Source organism: Kaistia sp. UC242_56, assembly GCF_044452255.1.
Classification (GTDB): Bacteria; Pseudomonadota; Alphaproteobacteria; order Rhizobiales; family Kaistiaceae; genus Kaistia; species Kaistia defluvii_A.
This window is the reverse complement of record NZ_JBIOAN010000002.1, coordinates 3,733,241-3,755,900: the sequence shown is the minus strand read 5'-3', so window position 1 is coordinate 3,755,900 and position 22,660 is coordinate 3,733,241. Positions and strand designations below refer to the sequence as shown.

Here is a 22,660-nt window from a genome sequence, read left to right as displayed (position 1 = left end):
AGGTCGTGCCGACGAAGACGCCCGAGGGGCTCTGGCTGCGCGGTGCGCGGTTCGACCTCGACGCGGGGATCGAAGCGCTCGAGCCCAGAAGGTCGAGACTGCCACCATTAGCCCGCCGTCGCCTCAGCTTTGACCCGCGCCAGATTTATGTCCTGTCAGCGCGGCCACTGCTTGTCACGCCCGGCGCGAGGTTGCGCATCCCTCAACGGCAGAAAGAGCAGGGCGATTGTCAGGCCGTCCGCCGCCTAATACCGTTTCCCAAATTCGCGACAGGAACACCGGCATCGAATGCTCGCCGGAAACGGCCAGCGTCACGACAAGAGTGAAGGCATATGCGCCGCAGGCGATGTCGTACCGGTTTGGCAGGGCCATAGCGTAGATGATCATTGCAAGAGCGGCCGCCGCCCATACTAGCATCGGTGCGTCCGCCGCAAGCGGCAGGAAGGCGACAGCCAGCGGGACGCCTACCACCGTGCCGGCGATCCTGCGCCACACCCGTTCCATTGTGCTCGCGGTCGAGGTAGCAATCACATAGGTGCAGGCTGTGATGGCCCAGGCGGACTCCTCTAGTTTCACATAGTGACCGAGAGAAATGATGACCGCAGCTGCGAGGGCCGCTTGCGCGCCCATGACGAGCTCGGGTGGTGTTCCAAAGGGTCCGAGCGCTGGGCTGGACGGCGATGGCAGAATGGGATGCTCCGCCGGGCCACTCAGGATCCGAGGAACGGCGGAGGCAACGGAAGCGATGAGCGTCGCAAGCAGGATCATCGGTAGGTCGGCCGATGTCAGGCCCGAGCTGTAAGCCAGTAGCTGACCAATGTAGATCTGCGAACCGATGCCGGCGCCGAGGTTTCCAAACCGCTTGAGATATCCGACCGCGAATGCGCCCGTGATGAGTATCGATTCCGCACCCCGGAGGCGCGGGCGCGTCCAGAAGCGAGGAAACGATGACCATTATTGCGGCGCCCAACCCTGCAGCTGCGCACAGCGCCATCAAGTCCCTGGCGGAATCGGCTCGGTTGGATCTGCCTTCCGAAACACTTGCCCAAAGCGCGAACCCTCCGGCCATCGCGCTCAACGACGAACCACCGGTGAGACCCGCCTTGATGGCTGGCAGAGCACCAGCATGGCAGCGATTGCATAGGCGGTGACGAGGCGAAGGCCCTTTATGCGGCGGTGTGTCCCGGGATCGATGCGGTCGAGCCAGTGTGCAATGCTGACAATGCCGCGGCCTCGTTCCTCGTGCAGGCTGGGCGGTCTATCCGCTTCAGCGTCCGTGGGATTGGTAGGCGAGTTTGTCAAAAGTTGCCTCGATTCCGAACCCCGACCTTTAGCCACCTTCTGAGCCGCGGATGTTGGGTGGGCTGACGCCTCGTAGATTGAATTAAGACGCCTTCGTGCTCTGGGCGGTGTACTTGAACGCGAATAATAGCGCCGCTACCGTCACAGGTATCATCACCCCATGCGGGATCTGGGGCAGGAACGCCATTCCCGCATCCGCCAGGACGAGGACCGCGAAGGCAGCCGCCCATACCAGTGCGATACGCCGGTTCACCGCCATGAATTCCGAATGCTTCCAGATCTCCGGGCTGGTGGTCTCGCGGGCATATTGCAGCGTGAAGGGAGACCGATGGCTAGCGAGACCAATACAATCACCAGCAGCCCGGAATCCACCACCAGTCGCACCAGCGGTATCGTCCAGTCGAAACGCGCGACGGTCGTGACTACCGCTAGGCCGGCGAAAAGGATCAACGTTCCCACTTCCAGGATCTTCAGCGAGCGCCCCCCCGAGCCTCTCCTTGGCAATCAACACGAGCGAACAGACCGCTGCGGCCCACAGCCGAGCATCGAGAACGGCCTTGGCGTCGATGTCGGAATAGATGTCGACGGCGGGCGGCATGTCCGGCGCTGCCGGCACGTCCTGCGCGCGAACTGCGACTGAGGCCGTCAGAAGCATAACGGATGCGGCCACGGCAACGGAAATTGACTTAATGGGCAACTTTATGACTGTAGTGGCCACGCGGAGCAGCGCTTCCATCTCTGCCGAACTCGACGCTTTCGGTTGAAGTCCGGCGACGGTCAATCGGGTTGTGATGTCGTCTGGGCGGCCTGGCGCCGCATTTGCCTCCTCAGCGTGTATCCTATCCCGTAGCAATGCAGCAGTGTTCCTAGGAATGGCGCTCCGCATCCGTCCTGAGCCAGTATGGAAGTTTGTCAGTGTCCGCTGAAGACCAGCGTCTGCACGGGTAGCAGGATGGCCTGCATGCGCAGGATCATGGCATGCACGAGACCGACGGCGTCGACGACATGCAGGAACAGCCAGCGCGGCCCGCTGATGTTCTTGTCCGCCAGCGCATCATGGTTGTTGGTATAGGCGTTGGCGATGCAGCTTCCGCCCGGCGGGACGCCTTCCAGCTCGCCGGGATAGAGCGGCTCCAGATAGACGGTGATCGAGCCGGGCTGACCGAGCTTCTGGACGTCGATCAGCAGGTCGGTCGGACGGAACTGGCCCGATGCCACGACATCCTGAACCTGGGTGACGACCATGGGGAGGATGGTGAAGGGTTTGCCGATGCAGGTCGCCTCGGCGATCATGCCGACCTTCATCACCTGGGTCTCGATCTGGCCGAAGCCGGCGATCAGGGCGACCCGCCCGGCCTCGGCCGGAACCAGGATGCCGGCGGGCCGCAGCATCGGGTTGACGACGTCGCCCGGCCTCAGCGTGAACTGCTGCAGCGTGCCGGCGACGCCCGCCCGCACCAGCATCTTGTCCAGTTCGACCTGCGCCTGGGCGAGGGCGGCTTCGGCGCTGGCGCGCTGGGCCGGAAGCAGCGAGGTGAGCCGCGACTGCAGCGTGCGCTTATTGCCGATCGCCGCATCGACCGCGCCCTGGCGGCCATCGGCGGCGACCTGCAATCGCTCGATCTCGCGCGTGGCGACGACGTTGGCGTTGCGGCGCATCAGCTCCTGCTTGGTTTCCAGCTCGTTCAGGGCCTGCTGATAGGCGCCCTCCGCCTGCCGGATGGCGCCATCGGCGGAGGCGAGCTCGGTTTCCGCGACCTTCACCTCGGCATCGATCTCGGCAATGCGGCGCTGGGCCGATTCGCGCGCGGCCTGCTGTTCGGAATCGTCGAGCTGGAACAGCGGGGCGCCCGCCTCGACCTTCTCATTGACGCCGACGAACACCTTGGCGACGCGGCCAGCCGTCTCCGGCAGGATCGAGATGGTGCGGAAGACGGCGGTGACATTCTTGGTCGAGGGGTGGAAGTAGAAGATCAGCGTAATCAGCGAAACCGTCAGGATGAGGCAGGCGGTGATGCCCCAGCGCAGTTCGTACCAGACCGAATAGAGGGTGATCTCGCGACCGATCCGCTTCCCCTGGCCGTAACGGCGAATGAGGTAGTCGGGAAGGATGGTGAGCATCGAGCAGAGCAGCAACTCGAGCATCGCTCAGTGTCCCTCTTTCGGCGTGTTGGCGTCTGGGGTTGGGCCGGGTATCTGTTCGTCCAGGTCGGAAACGACGGACTCTGCGGGCCTGCCGGGAGGTGGGGCCGATGGTAGTGTCTGGGTGCTGTGCGGCCCGACCGCCAGGGTGGGTTCATCCATGCCGCTGTTGCGCTGTCCGGCGATGCGCTCGAGCGAACCGGCGATCGATCCCAGCGGGCTGGAGAAATCCGGGAAGCGGACCAGCGCCAGCAGCAGGCCGGCGATCCAGAACAGGTGGTTGTGGGTGAAGAGCGAGATCAGCGCCAGCACGGCGACGATTTCCATCTGCACCACATTGGTGCGATGCGCCATGCGCTCGGGAAAGGCATGCAGCTGAAAGTACAGATTGCCGACGACAAGGATCGCCACCAGCATGAAGACGACCATCACGTTGAAGAGGATGTCCGTCTGGCCCGGCGCGGTGATGAAAAACGGCAGGTGTTCGATCGCCACCGGGTGAATTTTATCGTCCATCGAATTTCCTCGCCTCCTGAAGTCCTGCGACTGGAACGGCCCTGCTGATGCTGGCCTTCAAACGGCTACCCGGCAGGCGGTTGCAAGGAGGGGAATTTCTCATCCCCTCCTGTTCTTATATCCCAAGCTGGACTATTCCGCAGGCAGGCTCCCGTGCTCGGCGCAGCTACTGACCGTCGAGCGTTACTTTTTCTGCAGCGCTTGGAAAGTATCGACATAACTACGCCCGACCGCTCGGACGGCGCGGCCGATATCGTCATAGACATCGTCGGGAAGGTTGGCGAAGGAGACGCGGACGCTCCAATTCGGCGCCTCGAAGCCGCCGCCGTTCAGAAGCACGATCGAGTGATCCTCGGCTAGCCGGTAGACGAGATCGAGCGGATGCACGTTCGCCTTGAGCCAGGTCACCATTTCCTCGCCCTGGTATCGGCGCAGCCAGAATTCGAAGTCGATCGTGCCATAATAGCCGGCGAAATTGGCATTGGGTTGCAGATCCAATGGCAGCCCTTCCAGCAGGCTGTTGACGCGGTTGGCGCAGATCGCCATGCAAGCCTTCTGATAGACCTTCTCACTGTCCATCAGTTCGCTCATCGAGAACATTGTCATCATCACCTGCTGCGGGAGCGACAGGCCGGCGGTGTGATTGAGCGCCACGTCGCGGCTGTCGGCGACGATCCGGTCGATCATCTTCAGTTTGCGCGGCTCCAGCGTGATCGAGATGTAGCGATTGTCGAGCGCCTCCAGTTCCGTGGCGGGAAGCTTGGCCAGCATGTCGTCGAGGATGTTCTGCTCGTGCAGCGCGATGACGCCGAGGCGCCAGCCCGTGCAGCCGAAATATTTCGAATAGGAATACACGCCGATCGTGTTGTGCGGCAGCTCGGCCATCAGCGAACGGAAGCCGTTCACGAAGGTGCCATAGACGTCATCGGTCAGGAGAATGAGGTCCGGGCGCCTGGTCTTTACGAAGTCGACGAGTTTCTTCATCGTCGGCGGGTCGATCGCCATCGAGGTAGGGTTGCCGGGATTGACGACGAAGAACGCCTTGATCTTGGGGTCCGCGAGCTTCTCGATCTCCTCGTCGGAATACTGGAAGCGGTTCTCCTGCGCCGCCTTGATGTGCACTGCGTCGAAGGCATAGTCTTCGAGCTCGGCGATCTCGATATAGGGCGTGAAGATCGGCGTGCCGATCGCGATCGTGTCGCCCTTCTTCAGGATGCGGTTGGCCATCAGCGATTTGAAGATGTAGCACATCGCCGCCGTGCCGCCCTCGACGGCATAGAGGTCGTATTTGCCCGCGGGCGGATTATCGCCACACATCGCCCACATCAGGTAGCGGTGCGCGACCTTCTCCGCATGGACCAGCATCCGGTCCGGGACGGGATAATTGTCGCCGATGATCGAATCTGCCAGTTCGAAGATGAAGGCGTCGGCCTCGAAGCCGAGCACCTTGACGCCATGATCGACCATCCGCGTCAGAAAATCGGCGCCGGGCATGGCAGCGTGCTTCTCCAGCCAGGCTGAAAGTCGACCGGCGATGCCGGGCATCTGCGGCATGCCGGCCAGACCGGCCTTCGGATCGTCCATCGAGCGGCGGCACTCGGTCAGGGCGAACTGGCCGAACAGGAAGAAGCCTTCGCGTGGGGCGGTCGCTACCCAGTTCGGATTGCCGCGACCGGCGTTCAGCAGGGCATGCGCCGACTTCTTGGCGCTCTGTTTGGCAAGCTTGATCAGACCGTCCTTGATCTCGAACGGGCTCATCTTCTCATATTCCCGGTAGTCGATCGTCATGATGCGCTCCCAGAATACTGAGCGGGCGTGATTGCCCGCTTCGCCTCTCTTCCGTCGCTCAGGGTCGAAGCCCGAGCAATCTGCATGAAATTTGCGGCGCGTCAGAACTTCAGCCGGGCTCCCGCGAGAACCGCGTAGCTCTTGTCGAGGTTGTTGCCAGGCTCGTCATAGGAATAGGACCGGCCGCCGAGGTAGAGTTCCGTCTGCAGGTAGTCGAGATTTTGCACGACCTGGAAGCCGAACGACTCGCTGCTGCTGTCGGCGGCGTCGATGTCTTCGCCGAAATAGGCATCGACGGAAAAGGCGGTCTTGCCCACCTCAAAGATCTTGGTCTGGTATCCGAGCTTGAAATAGCCGTAGCGGCCATCCACCACTTCTTCGTCCGAATAGGCGGCGGCCACTGTCAGGCTGAGTCCGGACGGCTGGTGCAGGATCGATATCGAGCCATCGATCAGCGACTGGTCGGAGGCCGGCTGGGAATAGGCCAGCGCGCCGGAGATCTTGAAGTCGTTGATGGTTTTGTCGTAGCGCGCGGCGACATCCCAAACCGTGACATCCGTCGTCTCCGGCACGACCTGCGTGCCGACCGAGGTCGACAGGCTGAAGCCGGCGAATTGCGGCGTGTCGTAGCGGGCGCGCAGCTTGCGGCCGACGCCGTCATAGTCGGTAAACGCGTCCTTGACCTGCACGGAGGACAGCGTCCCGTCGGAGAACCGGAAGAACGGACCGCCGGCCATGTCGGATACCAGGGCGTAGCCGACGACCGTCGTGCCGGAAAGATCGACCTCGGCCGAGGAATCGGACGCCATGCTGCCCTGGCCGAGCCAGAGCTTTCCGTAGGTCTTTGATTCCATAAAGAACTCCGCCTTGCGCAGCAGGTTGGAGTCCCAGTCATAGTCGCCGCGGTTGAGCTGGTTGACGTAGTTGGTCGAGTAGGGCGTCCATTCCCATTCGAGATTGCCGCCGATGCCCCAGTCCTCGTTGACGCGGCCATAGAGCCGCAGGCCGGCACGGGTCGACGAATTGCCGTTGTCGACCGGGCCGTAGCCCAGCGTCGAGCCGCCATCGTCGAAGATCAGCAAACCCTTGTTGATCTGCCCGTAGAGCTCGAGGTAGCTGTCGGCGTCCCCGGCGCGCAGTTTGGGGATCCATGTCGCGGGAGGCGGAGCCGGAGCGGCTACCTCTTCCGTCTTGGCCGCGTCGGCATCGGCGGCCATGGCCGGCGTGCCCAAAGCCAGTGCGAGGAACGGCAGGATCGCAGCCGCTGTCCATAAGTTGTGGTTCATTGGCGTGTCTCTCATGCCCCGTTCCGTTCCAAGCGGCGCCCGGCCGGCACCCGCCTCAACCGGGCGGAGTCGCGAAGCGCCTGCAACATGAGGGTCGATGGCCGACCGAAGTCCCTTTTGAGGAAGCCGGAAGCGCCTTGAGGTCGGCACGCCCGTTTCTCCGCGCGACGTCTGCCGGGCAAGAAAGGCTGGGCGAGAAGGCTTCGCCGGCGCGGGTCTGCGATTTTCGCGATGAAGCCCATCCTTGCCGGAGTCCAGGATGTCTAAAACGCCCCTGAAACCCAATGCAACGAGAGCGCGTAAGTCGAGGACAGAGCACAACCGTATTGACCGTGCTTGCAAGCAGGATTCTAGGCATAGATGGTCGTGTGGCACTATGTTTGCCGTCAGGTGATCAAGGCCAGATACACTATATAAGACTCGCTTTACGGAGATACTTTCCCGTATCATTCAAGTATTTCTCCAATAATACTGAACAATACATCAAAATAGAAAATGTGTTGTTAATATATTTGTCTATTTTTAGTTAGAATTTGTGATTATCTATAAGACAATATTTTTATTACTTTAAGTCATTTGTGATATTACCAGCTTGAAAGAATCGCGCAAGCGAGTAATGTCCGTCTAGCATACAAAGTTTTTTAGATAAGAATTATTGCTGGCCGTTCGGATTCATAGGGGAATACCGCTATGTTTGATTGGTTTGCGAACACTCTTCGAACCTATCCCGAAATCGCATTGTTCATCTCTTTGGCGCTCGGATATTACTTCGGTTCCTTTACTTTCAAGGGGCTGGGATTGGGCGCCGTCACCGCTACTCTGATCGCCGCGGTGATCATCGGGCAGCTCGGCATCACGATTTCTCCGCCTCTCAAAGCGACCTTTTTCCTGCTGTTCCTGTTTGCGATCGGCTACGGCGTCGGCCCGCAATTCGTTCGCGGAATCGCGAAAGACGGCATTCCGCAGGCCCTGTTCGCCGTTGTTGTCTGTTTCTTTTGCCTGGCGGCGCCGTTCGTCGCGGCGAAACTGGCAGGGTATGACGTCGGTTCGGCGGTTGGCCTGTATGCAGGCTCCCAGACCATATCGGCGTCGATGGGTCTCGCGACGGATGCGATCAATCGGCTGGGACTGCCGCCGGAAGAGGCCAAGCGCCTCCTCGACGGCATGCCGGTCGCCTATGCGGTGACCTATATCTTCGGCACGGTCGGCTCCGCGATCGTGCTGGCGCTGGTCGGCCCGGCGCTGCTTCGCATTGACCTCGAGGCGGAATGCAAGCGTTACGAGGCCGAGCACGGCGGCAACAGGCAGCAGGGCGGTGCAGGCACGGCCTGGCATCACTATGAACTGCGCGCCTACAAGGTGCGCGAGGGCGGTCCCGTCGTGGGGCTGACAGCGCGGGAAGCCGAGTCGATGGTTCCCGACAACCGCCTGTTCATCGAGCGTATCCGGCGCAACGGCAGGATCGAGGATGCGACGTCGGAAACCGTGATCCAGGCCGGCGACATCGTCGCCGTGGCCGGACGGCGCGACATTCTGGTCAGCCTGCTCGGGCCCGTGGCCGACGAGGTGGACGATCGCGAACTGCTGGCCGTTCCGATCGAAGGCGTTGACGTGCTGGTGACCAACAAACAGGCTGATGGCAAGACCTTGGCCGAGTTGGCGCAATGGCCGACGGCGCGCGGCGTGTTCCTGCGCAAGATCGCCCGCGGTGCCACCGCGACCGAAATACCGATCCTGCCCAATACCAAGATCAACCGCGGCGATATCCTCACCATCGTCGGCCGGACGCCGGACACGACCGCGGCGGCGAAGGCGCTGGGCGTTGCCGATCGTCCGAGCGATATCGCCGACGTGGCCTTCATCGGCGCCGCGATCGCGATCGGCGCGCTGATCGGCGCGCTAGTCTACAAGATCGGCAGCGTACCGCTGACCCTCTCCACGTCGGGCGGCGCGCTGATCTCCGGCCTGTTTTTCGGCTGGCTGCGCTCCGTGCACCCGACCTTTGGCCGCATCCCGTCCTCCACCGTCTGGTTCATGAACTCGGTCGGCCTCAACATGTTCATCGCCGTGGTTGGGATCTCGTCAGGACCGGGCTTTGTCGCCGGCCTGCAGCAGCTCGGCTTCAGCCTGTTTCTCTGGGGCATCTTCGCGACGACGGTGCCGCTGCTGCTGGCAATGTATGTCGGCCGATACGTGTTCAAGTTCCACCCGGCCATTCTGCTGGGATGCTGTTCCGGCGCGCGCACCACGACGGCCGCGCTCGGCATGATCAATGACCGTGCCAAGAGCACAATCCCGGGGCTTGGCTATACCGTTACCTATGCGGTCGGCAACACACTGCTGACGATCTGGGGAATGGTGCTGGTGATGTTGCTGGCCTGACCACCAAAGTCGACGTGTTCGGCCGAGGCCAGGCTTGCCATGGCGAATCCTGGCTGCCGGTTGGGGCGGCCAGCGAAGGCAAGCAATCGTAGCGTTTGGAAATCTTGATGACGTCGGCGTGAGCATGCTGACGCGCGAGCAACATTGGGTGGCGCATCATGGCAGGCAAGACCGCACGGATCGACCAATTCCTTCTCATTCATTCGGCCCGCGCCGACAACTGGCGCGAGATCACTAGGCTCGCGGATGCATGGGCGGGCGGTCATGGCAAGCGCGCCCCGCTGGAGGCGGCCCTTGCCGACTTGGCGGTGGTGGAGGAGTTCCACGCCTATCCCGGCGGGCGTTTACTGGCGACGCTGGCGGAGCGCATCGCCACCAACGATGCCGGCGGCACGGCCAAGCTGGCTCGCCGGATTTCCAACGGCTTGCTGACCCATGCCTATCGCGATCGCGCCGGCGAATGGGACGTCCATGACGAGATGGCGGCGGGCGAGGTGGCCGACGTCCTGCCGCCCGCGACCGGCGAGACCGGCCTGCGCCGGCCCTATTTCGAGGTACTGTTCGTCAACAGCCAGCCGGCCGCGCGCTGGCCGGCCTTCGCGGCGGAGATCCGTAGGCTGCGCCGGCCGGAAGACGCATTCATCTACGAACCGGTGCTCGCCGGCTCGTTCGAAGATGCGCTCTGCGCCGTGGCCCTCAACCCCGACATCATCTCCGTCGTGTTGGCGGAGGGCTTCCCGTATCGCTCGCGTCATGATGCGCCCGTGCTCCGCTCGGTGCTGGATCCGTTAGGCGAGACAGAGGGACCCGACCTGTCGGCTCTGCGCCTGTCGCGAACGCTCAAGCGGGTGCGGCCCGAACTCGATGTCTATCTGCTGTCGGACCGCCAGGTGGAAACCATCGCCGGCGACCCGGCAGCGGATTCGGTACGACGCATCTTCTATGCGGTCGAGGAACCGCTCGAATTGCATCTCGCCATCCTCGAAGGCGTGCAGGACCGGTTCGAGACGCCGTTCTTCGACAATCTCAAGAAATACGCTCGGCGGCCGATCGGGACGTTCCACGCACTGCCGATTGCCCGCGGCAAGTCGGTGTTCAAATCCGACTGGATCCGCGATCTCGGCGAGTTCTATGGCCTCAACCTGTTCCTGGCCGAAAGCAGCGCGACGACCGGCGGGCTCGACAGCCTTTTGGAGCCGACCGGCAACATCAAGCGCGCACAGGAGATGGCCGCCCGCGCCTTCGGCGCCGACCATGTGTTTTTCGTGACCAACGGCACGTCGACTTCAAACAAGATGGCGGTGCAGGCGCTGCTGGCGCCCGGCGACATCGCCGTGGTCGACCGCAACTGCCACAAGTCTCACCATTACGGCATGGTGCTGACCGGGGCGCAGCCCTATTACGTCGAAGCCTTTCCGATGACGGAATATTCGATGTATGGCGCAGTGCCGCTCGCGACCATCAAGCGCGCGCTGCTGGCGCTCAAGGCCGAGGGGCGCCTCGACCGGCTGAAGCTGCTGGACCTGACCAACTGCACCTTCGATGGACACATGTACAATGTCCGGCGGGTGATGGAGGAATGCCTCGCGATCAAGCCCGACCTGATCTTCCTGTGGGACGAGGCCTGGTCCGGCTTTGCCCGTTTCTCGCCCTTCCTGCGTCCGCGCACGGCTATGGGCGCGGCGGCGGATCTGGAGGACTGGCTGCGCGATCCGTCGTCCGTCGACGCCTATGAGAAGCAGCGCGCCGAACTCGGCGACAATCCCTCCGACGAGACGCTCCTCGCCACCCACCTGATACCCGATCCGAGCCGGGTGCGGCTTCGCGTCTACCAGACCAATTCCACGCACAAATCGATGTCGGCCATCCGCCAGGGCTCGATGCTTCTGGTCAAGGATGTCGATTTCCACACCGTCGAGGCGCAGTTCCACGAGGCCGTGTTTACCCACGCCTCGACCAGCCCCAACCAGCAGCTGATCGCCAGCCTCGACGTGGCGCGCCGGCAGATGGAGCTGGAAGGCTACGGGCTGGTGATGAACGCGATCGAGATCGCGCTGAAGATCCGTCGGGCGGTCAATTCCCATCCATTGATCTCGAAGTATTTTCGCGTGCTTGGCGCTGACGAGATGATTCCCGAGGCGTACCGGCAATCGGGTTTCCAGGACTACCTGGCAGCGGGATCGACCTGGGGCACGGTGCTGAAGGCGATGCGCGAGGACGAGTTCTATCTCGACCCGACGCGCATGACGCTGGTCTGTGGCACCGCCGGCTTCGATGGCACCCAGTTCAAGGGCCTGCTCGCGAATGACTACGACATCCAGCTCAACAAGACCTCGCGCAACAGCGTGCTCCTGCAGTCGAACATCAACAACACGCGCAGCGATGTTGCGCATCTGATCCGGGTTCTGGTCGAGATCTGCCGCGGTATCGAAAAGCGCCTGGCCGATGGTGGCGAGGGCGAGCGCGCTGCCTTCGCGGGGCGGGTCAAGTCGCTGATGACCGACGTGCCGGACCTTCCGAACTTCAGCCATTTCCACGAGATCTATCGCGGCGATGCCGGCAAGGCCACGCCAGAGGGCGACATGCGCGCGGCCTTCTTCAACGCCTATGACGCCTCTATCTGCGAATATGTGCCGCTTAACGGCGCCGAGTGCGACAAGCGGCTGCGCGAGGGGCCGGAAATGGTCTCGGCCAATTTCGTCATTCCCTATCCGCCGGGCTTCCCGATCATGGTGCCGGGCCAGGTCCTGACGCAGGAGACGATCGACTTCATGCGTAAGCTCGATGTGAAGGAAATCCATGGCTACGAGAAGGCGAGGGGCCTGAAGCTGGTAAAGCCCGAGGCCGTGCTGGCCAAGGCGAAACGCCGGGCCAGGGCGGAACGCTGATTTCGCGCCGCTGGTTCCGCGGCGGTGCGACGGTCAGGACCGAACATGTGGGGAAGGGGTCCGTCATGGTTTGGCTTGAGCAGTTCCTGGTCAGATATCCCGAGTTGGCGGTCTTCTTCGCCATCAGCCTCGGCTACTGGATCGGCGGGTTCAAGGTCGGCGGCTTCGGCCTCGGGCCGGTCACGGGGTCGCTGTTCGCCGGGATCCTGATAGGCCAGTTTGCCGAGGTGCCGGTCTCGGCCATGGCGAAGTCCTTCCTGTTCCTGCTGTTCCTGTTCGGGATCGGCTATTCTGTGGGGCCGCAATTCCTGCAGGCCCTGAAGCGTGACGGAATGAAGCCGGTCGTGCTGGCGGTGGTCGTCTGCGTCACGGGCCTCCTGACCGCGATCGCGGTCGCGAAGATCCTTGGCCTCGATCCAGGCTTTGCCGCGGGCCTCGTCTCCGGCTCGCTCACCGAGAGCCCGGCTATGGGCACGGCGACGGAGGCGATCAACGCGCTGCCGCTGCCGGAACTGGAGCGTGCGCGGCTGGTCGCGCATATCGCGGTGGCGGATGCGGTCTGCTACATCTTCGGCGCGATCGGCGTCATCCTGTTTTGCAGCGTGGTCGGGCCGAAACTGCTCGGCATCGATCTAAAGGCCGAAGCGCTCAAGCTGGAGCAGGAGCTCGGCATCAAGCGCACCCATGCCGGGGTCGCCTCGGCCTGGCACCGGTTCGAACTGCGCGCCTATTGCGTCGCCGAGGGCGCGCCGATCGTCGGCTTGTCGCGGCAGGCGGCCGAGGCGAAATTCCCCGAACACCGCCTTTTCATCCAGCGCGTGCGGCGCGGCGGCGCGATCCTGGAGGCGGGGCCGGATCTGAAGTTCGAGGTCGGCGACGTGATCGCCGTATCGGGCCGCCGGGAAGTGCTGGTCGACATCGTCGACCCGCGCGCCGAGGAGGTCGAGGATCGCGAACTGCTCGATATCCCGGTCGCGGCCGCCGAGGTGCTGCTGACCAACCGGAAACTGGCTGGCCGCAGCATAGATGGCGTCGCGCAGGCGGCATGGGCGCGGAGCCTCTATCTGGGCGGCATCACCCGTGGAGGCCAGGAGATTCCGCTCGGACCGGGCGTGACCCTGGAACGCGGCGACATCCTGCGCCTGATCGGGCCGGAGCCCGTCGTCGCCGAAGCCGCCAAGCAGATCGGCGTCGTCATCGTGCCGACGACGACCACGGATTTTGTCGTGCTCGGCCTCGCGATCTTCCTCGGCGGTCTGGTCGGCGTCCTGGTGGCCTTCCCGATCGGCGACCTCCACATCTCGCTCAGCACCAGCGTCGGCACGCTTCTGGCCGGGCTGGTGGTCGGGCATCTGCGGACGCGCTTCCCCCTGTTCGGCCGCATACCGGATGCCGCCGTCTCGCTGATGACGGCGCTGGGTCTTGCTGCCTTCGTGGCGATGACCGGGCTGCATGCCGGGCCGGTCTTCGCCTCCGCGCTTGCCGAAGCCGGCATCGGCCTGCTGTTCGGCGGCATGGTCGTGACGCTGATGCCGATGTTCGTCGGGCTCTTAGTCGGGCGCTATCTGCTGCGCATGAACCCGATCCTGCTGCTCGGCGGCCTCGCCGGAGCGCAGACCATGACGGCCGGCATGGCGGCGGTCCAGGAACGGTCCGGCAGCCCGGTCGCCGTGCTCGGCTATACCCCGGCGGTGCCGATCGGTCACATCCTGCTGACAACATGGGGCACGGTGGTCGTCGGAGTTATCGCAAGTTGATTTCGACCAGTAGCGTCGGTGGGTGTTGGGTGCGTGCCAGCAGGCATCAGATCCGAAAGGGCATACGTCTGTTTCCAGCGCTCCTGTTCTGTGTGATCACACCGGTTGCCCTCAAGAGCTTTGACAGATGGGATGACGAACGAAATACCCGCTGAGAAAACATCGGCCTTGAAAGAAAGACCAAAGGATCTAAGGCCAAATGCAACCTGACAGGCCCGCTCATCGCCTTCGATTGCCCGCTTGGGCCGCGGGCTGGCGCAAGCCGCTTCAACCGGGTCGGCCACTGCAATGGCATGGCTGTCGACGTGGTCGCCGCGTGTCTATCCAGGAAGGGGGCGTTCCATGTGCTCAGAACCATCAGTCAAACCCATGCCGCGCCAACGGCGAAAGATGCGGCGCCGGTTCGTCCTTGCGCTCTGGCAGCAGCTCCGCATTCTTTGGCCAATCCTGTCTGGCGTTCTCCTTGCCATGGCCGGGTGCGGATTGCTGGTCGGACGTATCGAGGGCTGGCGGTTAGACGAGTCGATGTACTTCACCTTCGTTACCGGATTGACGATCGGGTACGGCGACTTCGTCCCAACACATCTGTCGGCGCGGGTGCTAGCCATGGCGATCGGCTTTTCCGGCATCGTGCTGACGGGGCTTGTCGCCGCCGTCAGCGTCCAGGCGCTACGGGCTACGGAGACGCTATATCCCGAGCAGGAATAGGCGGCCGGGACGAAACAGCTGCCGCCACGAGCGGCAGCAGAGGTCTCAGAAACAGGAAGCAAGGGATCGCAGCCATGAACCTTTTACTCCGGGAAATCCGCTCCAGTCCCATTCTCTGGCTGCTCTCATTCGTGCCGGTCGTGTTCATCGTCCGGAAGCTCTGGCCCGAAGCGCACACGATGTTGTTTGTGATTTCGATCCTGGCGATCGTACCGCTGGCGACGTTGCTGAGCTCTGCGACCGAGGCGGTGGCGACCAAAACGGGCGACGCGGTCGGGGGGCTTCTCAACGCGACGCTCGGCAACCTGACCGAATTGATCATCGCTCTCGCGGCGCTGAGCGCAGGGCAATACACGCTCGTCAAGGCATCGATCGCCGGCGCGATCGTCGCCAATTCGCTCTTCATGCTCGGCGCGTCGTTTGTTCTCGGCGGACTTAAATACCATACGCAGGCCTTCAACCGGGAAAGCGCGCGCCTGCAGACCGGCCTACTGTTCCTAGCAGCGATCGCAATCATGACTCCCTCCGCGATCGTCGACGCCCAAGGCTCCTCGCCGCCATTCATCCAGCAATTGAGTGTCGCGCTTTCGGTTCTGCTGATCGGAACCTACGCGTTGGGGCTGCTGTTCTCGCTCTGGACCCACCGCGAATTCTTCAGCGGCGCGGCGCATCATGAAGCGGTGGGTGACATATGGCCGATCGGCCTGGCGCTGGCCGTTCTCTCCGGCGTGACCGTGCTGGTGGCGCTGACCAGCGAGATCTTCGTCGAGTCGGTTCAGGAGGCGGCGAAGACGTTCGGCATGTCGCCTGCCTTCGTCGGCTTCATCGTCGTCGCGTTGGTCGGAGGCGCGGCCGAGATGGTCTCGGCCTTCTCCGGCGCGCGCAAGGACCGGCTGGATCTCAGTGTCGGCATCGCGCTGGGAAGCGCTGCCCAGATCGCGCTCTTCGTGGCGCCGGTCCTGGTCTTGCTAAGCTATGTTATCGGCCCGACCCCAATGGATCTGCGGTTCTGGCGCGGGGCGGTGATCATGGTGTTCCTGGCGACGATAACCGCGTTTCTGATCACCAGCGCCGGCCGCTCGGCGTGGTTCGTCGGCGTGTTCGTGCTGATGGTCTACCTCGTGTTCGCGATGACGCTCTACCTGCTCCCACCAGCCACACTGTGACTATCTTTCACTACCATAGCCCGCCTGACCGACCGTTAGTTCAGCATCCAGTCAAGTAGGTACAAAAGAGCAGGACTCTGGCAACTCCGTGTGAGTTCGATGTCTGGATGGCGACGCCGGCGAACGAGGATTTGGCGTTACAGCGCCCGCTACCGGAAGGCGCCCTCCAGATCGTGGCGCGCAGAACGAACCAGTACAGTTAGCGGTCCTGGCAGCATTGATGAATATGGGGAGTCTATCCAATGTGGACCGTGTTTCTCTGGCTCGTTTCCATCGCCATCATAGCGAACCTGCTCAGCGGATTTTGTACGCTGCTGCGTGAGGGAATGGCGCGGCCCGCAAAAAAGCCGAACATGTGGGCCGCCTACGAAGAGCATCAGCGCTCCGCGGCGCGCCCCACGATAGGCAATGTCTGAGCCGTCGATCGCGCCACGGCCTCGGCGAAATCGATCGGCATGCCCCGCATCGTTGTGTCTCGGATGAGCTCAACCGAACGCGGATCCGTGAACATGTGGGCGAGCGCACCCATTGAACGGTTTTGCGCCCCGCGCTTGGCGGCGTCGTTCAGCCGGGTCAGCACGTTCAGACCGAGCGTCTTGACTGCGGCTGAGCCGGCGCCGAGCACGCCGCCGCGCGACATCTCATCCTTGATGCCTTCGTTGAAGGCCGTGGCCGAGCCGATCTGCTTGCGCCGACCGGTGGCCTGGAGCACGTCCAGCAATTCGGCCATGTCCACGTTCGGTGCGCCGGGCATCTCGCGCAGCACCGCGTCCAGCACTTCTTCGCGCGTCGGGTTGCCGGCCACGTCCTTGTGGAACTTGGCCCCGGCGAACTCGCGGTTGCCTTCCATCGTCTCCGTGCCGGCCTTGCTGAACCGGTCGCCGAGGTTCTGGCGGACCGTCGCGGCCGTATCGCTGGGCGCCTCCGCCACGAGGCGGCGCGCCGTGTCGCCCAGCTCGGCCGCGGATCCGGTCTGCGGATTGCGCGGCAGCAAAGCTTCGGAGGCCGACGCCGTGTTGTTGGTGCCGGCGATCTGGCCCAGCGGGCTGGCGCGGCGGCCTGCCATTCCGGCATCAGCGCCGACGATCGCCGACAGGCGCTCGGCCACAGCCGGGTACTGCGACAGCAGGTCCTGGTTGTCGCGAAGCGCGATGGCGAGCCGGTCAGCCGATACCTTGCCAGACGCATCGGTGGCGCTGTCCATGATCTGCGTCGACAGATAGTTCTCGTAGGCGACGCGGGAATTCTGCGGCGCGACCTCGTTGAAGGCACGCGCCGCCGACGGGCCGCCGGCCTGAAGCGTGGCCGGGACGTTCTCCGGCGTCGTCAGGAAATGGCTGTTGAACTCGTCGCGCTCGATGGCCTTCGACATCGCGGGGTTCTGGAACGGCTCCAGCGGCTTGCTGCCAGCGCGGAAGCCCTGCTGCGCCTTGGCATAGGCCGGTACGCTCTCCAGCGTCTTATCGAGCTGCTGCTGTACCTTACGCAGGATATCGATTGTGACGCCCTCGCCGTTCTGCTTCGCGGCCGTGATCATGGCGGTGATCTCGCCGCGCGCATTATCGAGGCCGGCGACGCTGGTATGGGCGCCGTTCGGCCCCATTAGCATCCCGCGCACCCGCTCCAGCGCGGTCGTGGTCGCGGCCTTCGCGTTCGGCAGCTGATCGTCGATGAAGCGCAGCAGCTCGCGCGGGTCGGCCTGGATCGCCGCTGGCCCCATCTGGCTTTCCAGCGCGGGCGGCGTCAGGTCCTGTTTCACGACCTGCGGCACCATGGCGCCGACTTCGCCTTCAGCGCCGGCCTGCGGCTTCAGCGAGAAGACACCGCGGTCGCGCGTAATCGCCTCGGGCTGGAGGCTTTCCACGGGGATCGTCGGCGCGGACTGCCGAGCGGCCGTGAATTCCTGGTCGCCAAGTGCGTTTCGCATGCCTTCGCGACGGTCGAAAACGCCACGCAGGGGCTGCTGGATCGCGTCGCCCGCTTCCATCGCGGTCGTGCGGGGACCGGCACCGAAGATGGCCGAGACGAGATCCTGGCCCTCGGGCGTGTTCTCCATCGCCTTCGACGCGGCCTGCGACATGCGCAGCCCCAGCGTGGACGGCGAAGCGTCCTGCGGCGCGATGTTGTCCAGCACCCGCCCGACGGCGGTGTCGACCTGGGCCGGGCGCGCGGCGAAGAACGGCGCGGTCGCGGCGCGGCCTTCCGTCGAGCCTTCGATCACGCGCTGCAGGTTCGGCAGCGCGCTGGCGCCGCCGGTCGCCTGGGCAATCGCCTCCGGCCCCGTCAGGCGGATGCCGGTGGCGTTGTTCTGAAGGTTGAGAGCGGCGTCCCAATCCGCGTCGTCGAGCTTGCCCGCAGCGCGGCGCACGATGGCGTCGGGCGCATTGAAGCCGCGAGCGACGGCCGTCGCCCCGCTTCCGAATAGCGCGCCCACAATCCGGGCATAGGGTTCGGCCGCGGTGCCCTCCGTTAGCTGGCCGGCCCCCTCCGAGAGAACGGCCGGCGCGACGACGTTGCCGATCGCGTCGCCGGCATAGCGCCCGATTGCGCGCGCCGCCGTTGGAGCCGTTCGGACGGCCTTGCCGGGAATGGCGCCGGGGGCCGCGAACTCGCCGATCGTGTTGGCAAACTTTCCGGCCATCGTTTCGGGCTTGTGCAGCACCTTGTCCATGCCCCCGCGGATCGCGTCCTGGCCGGCGTAGATCGGCGCGTCCATGGCGCCGATGACACCGCGCGCCTGGTCGCGGGCGGCCAGCGTCTCGGCCGACGGATCATCCATGCCGAAGACGGAGCGCACCAGCCCCTCACCCTTGTCGAACAGCCAGTTGGCGCCGCTATCGGCGAGCCGCTTGGCGGTCACAGGCAGCATGGCGGTCTCGGCCGTGCCGCGCACCAGGCCGCTGCCGAAGCTCTTCGTGACGTCGCCGAGCGTGCTGGACGGTTCCGGCGCCGCCGGCGCATCGAACTGGTCGAATACGTTGGCGGCCGGCTTCACGTCGAATTGATCGAACACATTCGCCATCACTGGCCTCCAAGAATTCGAGCCGCCGAACCGGCGCCGTACTTCGCATCGAATTGTGCCGCTGCGCCGGGATTGGCGCGCAGATAGTCCACGGCCGCGGTCGGTGCTTGGGCGATAGGCGGTGAGGCAGCTGCGCGCGGCGATGCATCGGCGCCAGCAGCGGCGGGGCCGACCTGCATGTGGCGCAGCATTTCGTCGGGCACGGCCAAGCCGTTGCGCATCATCAGCTTCGTGATCTCGTCAGCCGACCCGCGCGAATTACCTTGGAGCGCTGTCAATGCCGTGGAGCGCGCCATGTCCTTTTGCGCGATGGTTTCTGGCGTGTCGCCGGGAAGCGGGATGAAGATGCGGGCGTAATCCTGGAATTCCTTCTTGCCGAATGCGGCGCCGGTGTCGGGCCGCAGAGTCGACATCATGAAGCCCATCGCCTGGTTGTAGAACTGCTGCCCGTCTGCCGAGACGAGCGAGTTCGTCAGCGACAGCGGAAGATAGTCGCCGGGCCCGCCGTGCATCAGCTCGAAATCCCTCACGTTGGGCTGGTAGCCCTTGCCGAGAAGGTCGACCATGCCGGCATTCGCAAGCGCCGCTCGATTGTAGAACATGCCGGCTTTGTCAGAAGCCTCCGTCGGCTTGCCGAACCCAGTGCCGCTGGCATCGCCCGTGAGCTGTCCCGTATAGGTGCGGGAGCCCTGCGCCAGCCGCTCGCCCGTCGCCGTATCGACCCAGTCGCGAAGGCTTTCGTCATAACGCGCCGACCCTGTTCGGTTATCCGGCGTGACGTAATTCCTGACGGTGTCGGCGCCCGAACTCGGCTTGATGAACGGTTCGGCGCCCTGGCGCGTCGCGGCGCCCGGGGTCATGAAGACCGGCCGGTTGTTCGGGCCGACGGCCTGGACCGGTGTCTGCACACCCACGATCGCGTCCAGCATGTCGGCATCGGAAAGCAGGCCCCGGCTGCGGAGGCCTTGGCCTTCTTGCGCCTTCCACTCCGTTTCGCTGAGCGGCTTGGGCGCGCCGGCAACTTCCGGCATCGCCGGCAGGCCGAAGACGCTGGCGAGCTCGGTTGGCAGTTCTGGGCGAACCTGCCCCTGGTTCAGCGCGCCATAAGCGTTGTTGACGATAGCGCGCTGATTATCTGCCCGATTGTTTGTGATCAAGGTGGCTGCCGTGACGTCCTGCCCCCGGCGGGTCGTGGCGTCGCCAAGATCGACTGCGTGATAGCTCTGGCTGGGTGCATAGTTGCCGACAGCGATATTCTGTCGGTCAAAGCGTGTTTGGTCGAAGCCTTCAGCGGTGCGAGCCTCGTTGTAGAGGTCTGCCAGCCTCTTCGCCTCGGCATTTTTGGCGTTGGCCGTGGCCCAGCCGGCAGCGTCCGCGCCGCTCGGCGGGGCGAAGATCTGCGCGAGATTGCTGGCGGCCTGCGCCAGCGCGGGGTCGTTGAAAAATGCGGACGAACGAATTGCCATGGGTCAGACCTCAGTGGATGAGCATGCTAGCCGCATCAGCTGCGGCAGCTCGATGGATGGCCATATGCCGGGCGAGCACCCCGCCGCGTTCCTTTATTGCTTGGCGCCGAAGGATCGCCGCGAGCTCAAAGGACAGCAAAACGGCATGGTCAAACCGGTCCATTGCGAGCTCGAGGGTCTGATCGCGCCGGGCTTCTGCAGGGGACATGGCTAGGAGACGAGCCACCCCCACGGCCCCGCTCAACCCCAGAAGCACGCACTCGTGTGAGAGCGACGGTCGAACCGCTTCGGCCAAGGGCTGCCCGGCGTGGCAGATTGCCAAGATCAATTGATCCGCCTGCGATGGCTGCAGCCTCTCCGTGCCGCCTTCGAGGGCGGATATCACCGAGCTGAGGCCCTGAGCCACATTGGCGATGACGTCCTCCCCCATTGCCGCGCGGACGAATAGGTCCTCGCATTCGCGGACCTCAACCCAAGCTCGTTCACAGGAGGTCTGCATCACCGTTTTCCCGTCGGATAGAGATTGTACGAAAATGGCGCCGGTCTGGGCCGCGGGACGATCGTGTCGATCGTGGTCCCGGCGGACGATGTCTTCCCGACCCAGTCTTCCGCGCTGAGCCCCTTCGCCGTCGCGAAGCTGCCCCCCAGTCCGAGCAGATCGCCGAACATCTTGGCTCCGCCGCCGGCGCTGTTCGCAGCCTCGAGCTCATACGGCAGAACCGCGGACGACCCGCGCTTAAAGGATCCGATCTGACCGATCTGCGACGCGTCGCGGGCCTGCTCACGGCCGATGCCGCCCAACAGATCGCCGAAGGAGCGCAGATCGCCGAGGCGCCGGCCCTGCTCGTCGGTGAAGGCGGTCGCATTGGCGCGCTGCTTCTGCTCTTCGCGCATCGTGATGTTCGAGCTGGTCGGCGCCACAGACTGCTCCTGGGCGGCGGCCGTGTTGGCGTTCGCACCTTCGATCTGCTGGCCGGCGAAATAGTCACCGAGTTCCTGGCCGCGCTGATCCTGCTGCTCGCTGAAATTCTGGTAGCGATCCTGGCTCTGCGTGTTCAGCGCGTCGGTCTCGCGGTCATAGCCGTTCTGCCGGATACGCTCGGCCGCCAGCGCGTCGTTGCGCGCCCGGGCGACCTGGCCCTGGGCGACGCTGTTGGCGACGGTGGAACCGGCGGTGAGCGCGATGCCGGCGATGGTGAGCGGATCACAAATTTTCAGGGCCCTCCCGAGCTTCTGAGGTCGACGCAGTCCCAAGGGCTACGTTGATGCTCTTGTTCGCGCGTGCCTTTCTCCGGCCAGCGATGTCCTGTTCCCGGGCGACAATGTCGAGTTCAGACTGGAAAATGCGGAGACGGTCATGGAGGTCCAGAGACGCGCCTAAGGGCAGCTCCCGGTGACGCTGACAATCCGACATGACCTTGGTCGCCATCGCGCCGAAGCCCAGAGCGAGCTGGGCTGGCGAAAATACCGGAAGGTTCGCGAGAGCCGCGCCATGGGCCGTGACGATGGCGCGGAGGATATCGTCCCTGTCTTCAGGCGTGAGGGATCCGTGAAGTCCGTAGCGCATGCGATCCAAGGCGTTGCTGATCGACCAAGCGACATCCGCGCCGGCGGCCGCGGAGCGTAAGCAGTCGACGATATCGGCAACTCGGTTTTTGTGATCGAGCAAGACGCGGCACCCGCAACGGTTGATCTCACCGTCAGGATAGGGGGGCGGTTGTGTGCGATAAAACAGCCTCTGCGCGGTGTCAGATCGCACAAAATCCTTGAGCTGCTGGCGTCCAAAAGTTTACGGGGACCGCAAATTTGTTTGGACGGGCGGCCCGGTTCCGGCGACGGCCGGCGGACTGACCCCGGGGGGTGGATCGGCCGACAGGTGGCACCTGCCCGGGAGCGGACCCTCTCGCTGCTCGCCGCAGCGCTGTCACCTCGTCTGCTCGGCCTTCCGGCTCGAAACCGCCCGCGCTCCAAGACGATCGGCAATCGCCGAGCTGGAGGGGCTGGATCTGTCGCCTGTCATCCCGCCAAAGGCGCGCCGCTGCCTGTCCTGGGCAAACATCGTCGTCTCGGAACTCGGCGTCCTGCGCCCTGCGCTGGCTCGGCCGCGGGCTGGCCCTAGCTGATCCAGGATATTTTCCAGCGCGGCACATGGCCCTCCTGGTTCGCGCTGGCAGGTGCCGCCGTCGGCGTGGTGGTGCCGGTCGCCCTCGGCTTTCTCGAGATCGGCGGGCTCTGCC

General features: G+C 64.0%; 16 protein-coding genes. 5 read left to right on the top strand and 11 right to left on the bottom strand.

Annotated features, from left to right (window positions below; translation table 11 throughout):
• Window positions 1–174: 174 nt before the first annotated feature.
• From ACHMWQ_RS20425 to ACHMWQ_RS20400, 6 genes are all read right to left on the bottom strand, one after another.
• Window positions 175–768: an FUSC family protein gene (locus ACHMWQ_RS20425; RefSeq protein WP_396308872.1), complete on the bottom strand. Its 594-nt coding sequence runs from the start codon at window positions 766–768 to the stop codon at window positions 175–177.
• 616 nt (window positions 769–1,384) lie between these two features.
• Complete coding sequence (locus tag ACHMWQ_RS20420; RefSeq protein WP_396308871.1) at window positions 1,385–2,038, bottom strand: hypothetical protein; 654 nt, start codon at window positions 2,036–2,038, stop codon at window positions 1,385–1,387.
• Window positions 2,039–2,214: 176 nt separating this feature from the next.
• Complete coding sequence (locus ACHMWQ_RS20415) at window positions 2,215–3,447, bottom strand: HlyD family secretion protein (RefSeq protein ID WP_396308870.1); 1,233 nt, start codon at window positions 3,445–3,447, stop codon at window positions 2,215–2,217.
• Window positions 3,448–3,450: 3 nt separating this feature from the next.
• On the bottom strand, window positions 3,451–3,960 hold the full coding sequence (locus tag ACHMWQ_RS20410; RefSeq protein WP_396308869.1) for a hypothetical protein: 510 nt from the start codon (window positions 3,958–3,960) through the stop codon (window positions 3,451–3,453).
• Between the two features lie 183 nt (window positions 3,961–4,143).
• Window positions 4,144–5,748: a bifunctional aspartate transaminase/aspartate 4-decarboxylase gene (locus tag ACHMWQ_RS20405; RefSeq protein WP_396308868.1), complete on the bottom strand. Its 1,605-nt coding sequence runs from the start codon at window positions 5,746–5,748 to the stop codon at window positions 4,144–4,146.
• Window positions 5,749–5,849: 101 nt separating this feature from the next.
• Window positions 5,850–7,034: a porin gene (locus ACHMWQ_RS20400; protein WP_396308867.1), complete on the bottom strand. Its 1,185-nt coding sequence runs from the start codon at window positions 7,032–7,034 to the stop codon at window positions 5,850–5,852.
• Window positions 7,035–7,724: 690 nt separating this feature from the next.
• Between ACHMWQ_RS20400 and aspT (ACHMWQ_RS20395) the strand changes: the two genes are divergently transcribed.
• The 5 genes from aspT (ACHMWQ_RS20395) (at window position 7,725) to cax (ending at window position 15,935) form a co-directional block, all read left to right on the top strand.
• Window positions 7,725–9,416: an aspartate-alanine antiporter gene (gene aspT, locus ACHMWQ_RS20395; RefSeq protein ID WP_396308866.1), complete on the top strand. Its 1,692-nt coding sequence runs from the start codon at window positions 7,725–7,727 to the stop codon at window positions 9,414–9,416.
• A gap of 158 nt (window positions 9,417–9,574) precedes the next feature.
• Entirely contained in the window at window positions 9,575–12,304 is a 2,730-nt protein-coding gene (locus ACHMWQ_RS20390) for a decarboxylase (RefSeq protein WP_396308865.1), read from the top strand.
• 65 nt (window positions 12,305–12,369) lie between these two features.
• Window positions 12,370–14,061 carry an aspartate-alanine antiporter gene (gene aspT, locus ACHMWQ_RS20385; RefSeq protein ID WP_396308864.1) on the top strand — a complete coding sequence of 564 codons (1,692 nt, stop codon included), beginning with the start codon at window positions 12,370–12,372 and terminating at the stop codon, window positions 14,059–14,061.
• A gap of 390 nt (window positions 14,062–14,451) precedes the next feature.
• Window positions 14,452–14,769 carry a potassium channel family protein gene (locus ACHMWQ_RS20380; protein WP_396309497.1) on the top strand — a complete coding sequence of 106 codons (318 nt, stop codon included), beginning with the start codon at window positions 14,452–14,454 and terminating at the stop codon, window positions 14,767–14,769.
• Between the two features lie 74 nt (window positions 14,770–14,843).
• Window positions 14,844–15,935 (top strand): calcium/proton exchanger, encoded by a 1,092-nt coding sequence (cax, locus tag ACHMWQ_RS20375; protein WP_396308863.1) that lies wholly within the window; start codon window positions 14,844–14,846, stop codon window positions 15,933–15,935.
• Window positions 15,936–16,311: 376 nt separating this feature from the next.
• Here the strand turns inward: cax and ACHMWQ_RS20370 are convergent, their stop codons facing one another.
• Genes ACHMWQ_RS20370 through ACHMWQ_RS20350 form a run of 5 tightly spaced genes read right to left on the bottom strand, consistent with a single transcriptional unit; the run spans window position 16,312 to window position 22,092 of the window.
• Window positions 16,312–18,957 carry a hypothetical protein gene (locus ACHMWQ_RS20370; protein ID WP_396308862.1) on the bottom strand — a complete coding sequence of 882 codons (2,646 nt, stop codon included), beginning with the start codon at window positions 18,955–18,957 and terminating at the stop codon, window positions 16,312–16,314.
• Entirely contained in the window at window positions 18,957–20,423 is a 1,467-nt protein-coding gene (locus ACHMWQ_RS20365) for a hypothetical protein (RefSeq protein WP_396308861.1), read from the bottom strand. Before ACHMWQ_RS20365 ends, ACHMWQ_RS20370 begins: the two co-directional genes overlap by 1 nt.
• 10 nt (window positions 20,424–20,433) lie before the next feature.
• Window positions 20,434–20,922, bottom strand: a complete 489-nt coding sequence (locus ACHMWQ_RS20360; RefSeq protein ID WP_396308860.1) for a hypothetical protein — start codon at window positions 20,920–20,922, stop codon at window positions 20,434–20,436.
• On the bottom strand, window positions 20,922–21,677 hold the full coding sequence (locus tag ACHMWQ_RS20355; protein WP_396308859.1) for a hypothetical protein: 756 nt from the start codon (window positions 21,675–21,677) through the stop codon (window positions 20,922–20,924). Before ACHMWQ_RS20355 ends, ACHMWQ_RS20360 begins: the two co-directional genes overlap by 1 nt.
• Complete coding sequence (locus tag ACHMWQ_RS20350) at window positions 21,628–22,092, bottom strand: hypothetical protein (RefSeq protein WP_396308858.1); 465 nt, start codon at window positions 22,090–22,092, stop codon at window positions 21,628–21,630. The genes ACHMWQ_RS20355 and ACHMWQ_RS20350 overlap by 50 nt, the downstream gene beginning before the upstream one ends.
• Window positions 22,093–22,660: the final 568 nt, after the last annotated feature.

Bases quoted from the DNA above. Each gene is read 5' to 3' on its own strand.
- ACHMWQ_RS20425 (WP_396308872.1), bottom strand. From the start codon at position 768: ATGATCCTGCTTGCGACGCTCATCGCTTCCGTTGCCTCCGCCGTTCCT.
- ACHMWQ_RS20420 (WP_396308871.1), bottom strand. From the start codon at position 2,038: ATGGAAGCGCTGCTCCGCGTGGCCACTACAGTCATAAAGTTGCCCATT.
- ACHMWQ_RS20415 (WP_396308870.1), bottom strand. From the start codon at position 3,447: ATGCTCGAGTTGCTGCTCTGCTCGATGCTCACCATCCTTCCCGACTAC.
- ACHMWQ_RS20410 (WP_396308869.1), bottom strand. From the start codon at position 3,960: ATGGACGATAAAATTCACCCGGTGGCGATCGAACACCTGCCGTTTTTC.
- ACHMWQ_RS20405 (WP_396308868.1), bottom strand. From the start codon at position 5,748: ATGACGATCGACTACCGGGAATATGAGAAGATGAGCCCGTTCGAGATC.
- ACHMWQ_RS20400 (WP_396308867.1), bottom strand. From the start codon at position 7,034: ATGAACCACAACTTATGGACAGCGGCTGCGATCCTGCCGTTCCTCGCA.
- aspT (WP_396308866.1), top strand. From the start codon at position 7,725: ATGTTTGATTGGTTTGCGAACACTCTTCGAACCTATCCCGAAATCGCA.
- ACHMWQ_RS20390 (WP_396308865.1), top strand. From the start codon at position 9,575: ATGGCAGGCAAGACCGCACGGATCGACCAATTCCTTCTCATTCATTCG.
- aspT (WP_396308864.1), top strand. From the start codon at position 12,370: ATGGTTTGGCTTGAGCAGTTCCTGGTCAGATATCCCGAGTTGGCGGTC.
- ACHMWQ_RS20380 (WP_396309497.1), top strand. From the start codon at position 14,452: ATGCGGCGCCGGTTCGTCCTTGCGCTCTGGCAGCAGCTCCGCATTCTT.
- cax (WP_396308863.1), top strand. From the start codon at position 14,844: ATGAACCTTTTACTCCGGGAAATCCGCTCCAGTCCCATTCTCTGGCTG.
- ACHMWQ_RS20370 (WP_396308862.1), bottom strand. From the start codon at position 18,957: ATGGCGAATGTGTTCGATCAATTCGACGTGAAGCCGGCCGCCAACGTA.
- ACHMWQ_RS20365 (WP_396308861.1), bottom strand. From the start codon at position 20,423: ATGGCAATTCGTTCGTCCGCATTTTTCAACGACCCCGCGCTGGCGCAG.
- ACHMWQ_RS20360 (WP_396308860.1), bottom strand. From the start codon at position 20,922: ATGCAGACCTCCTGTGAACGAGCTTGGGTTGAGGTCCGCGAATGCGAG.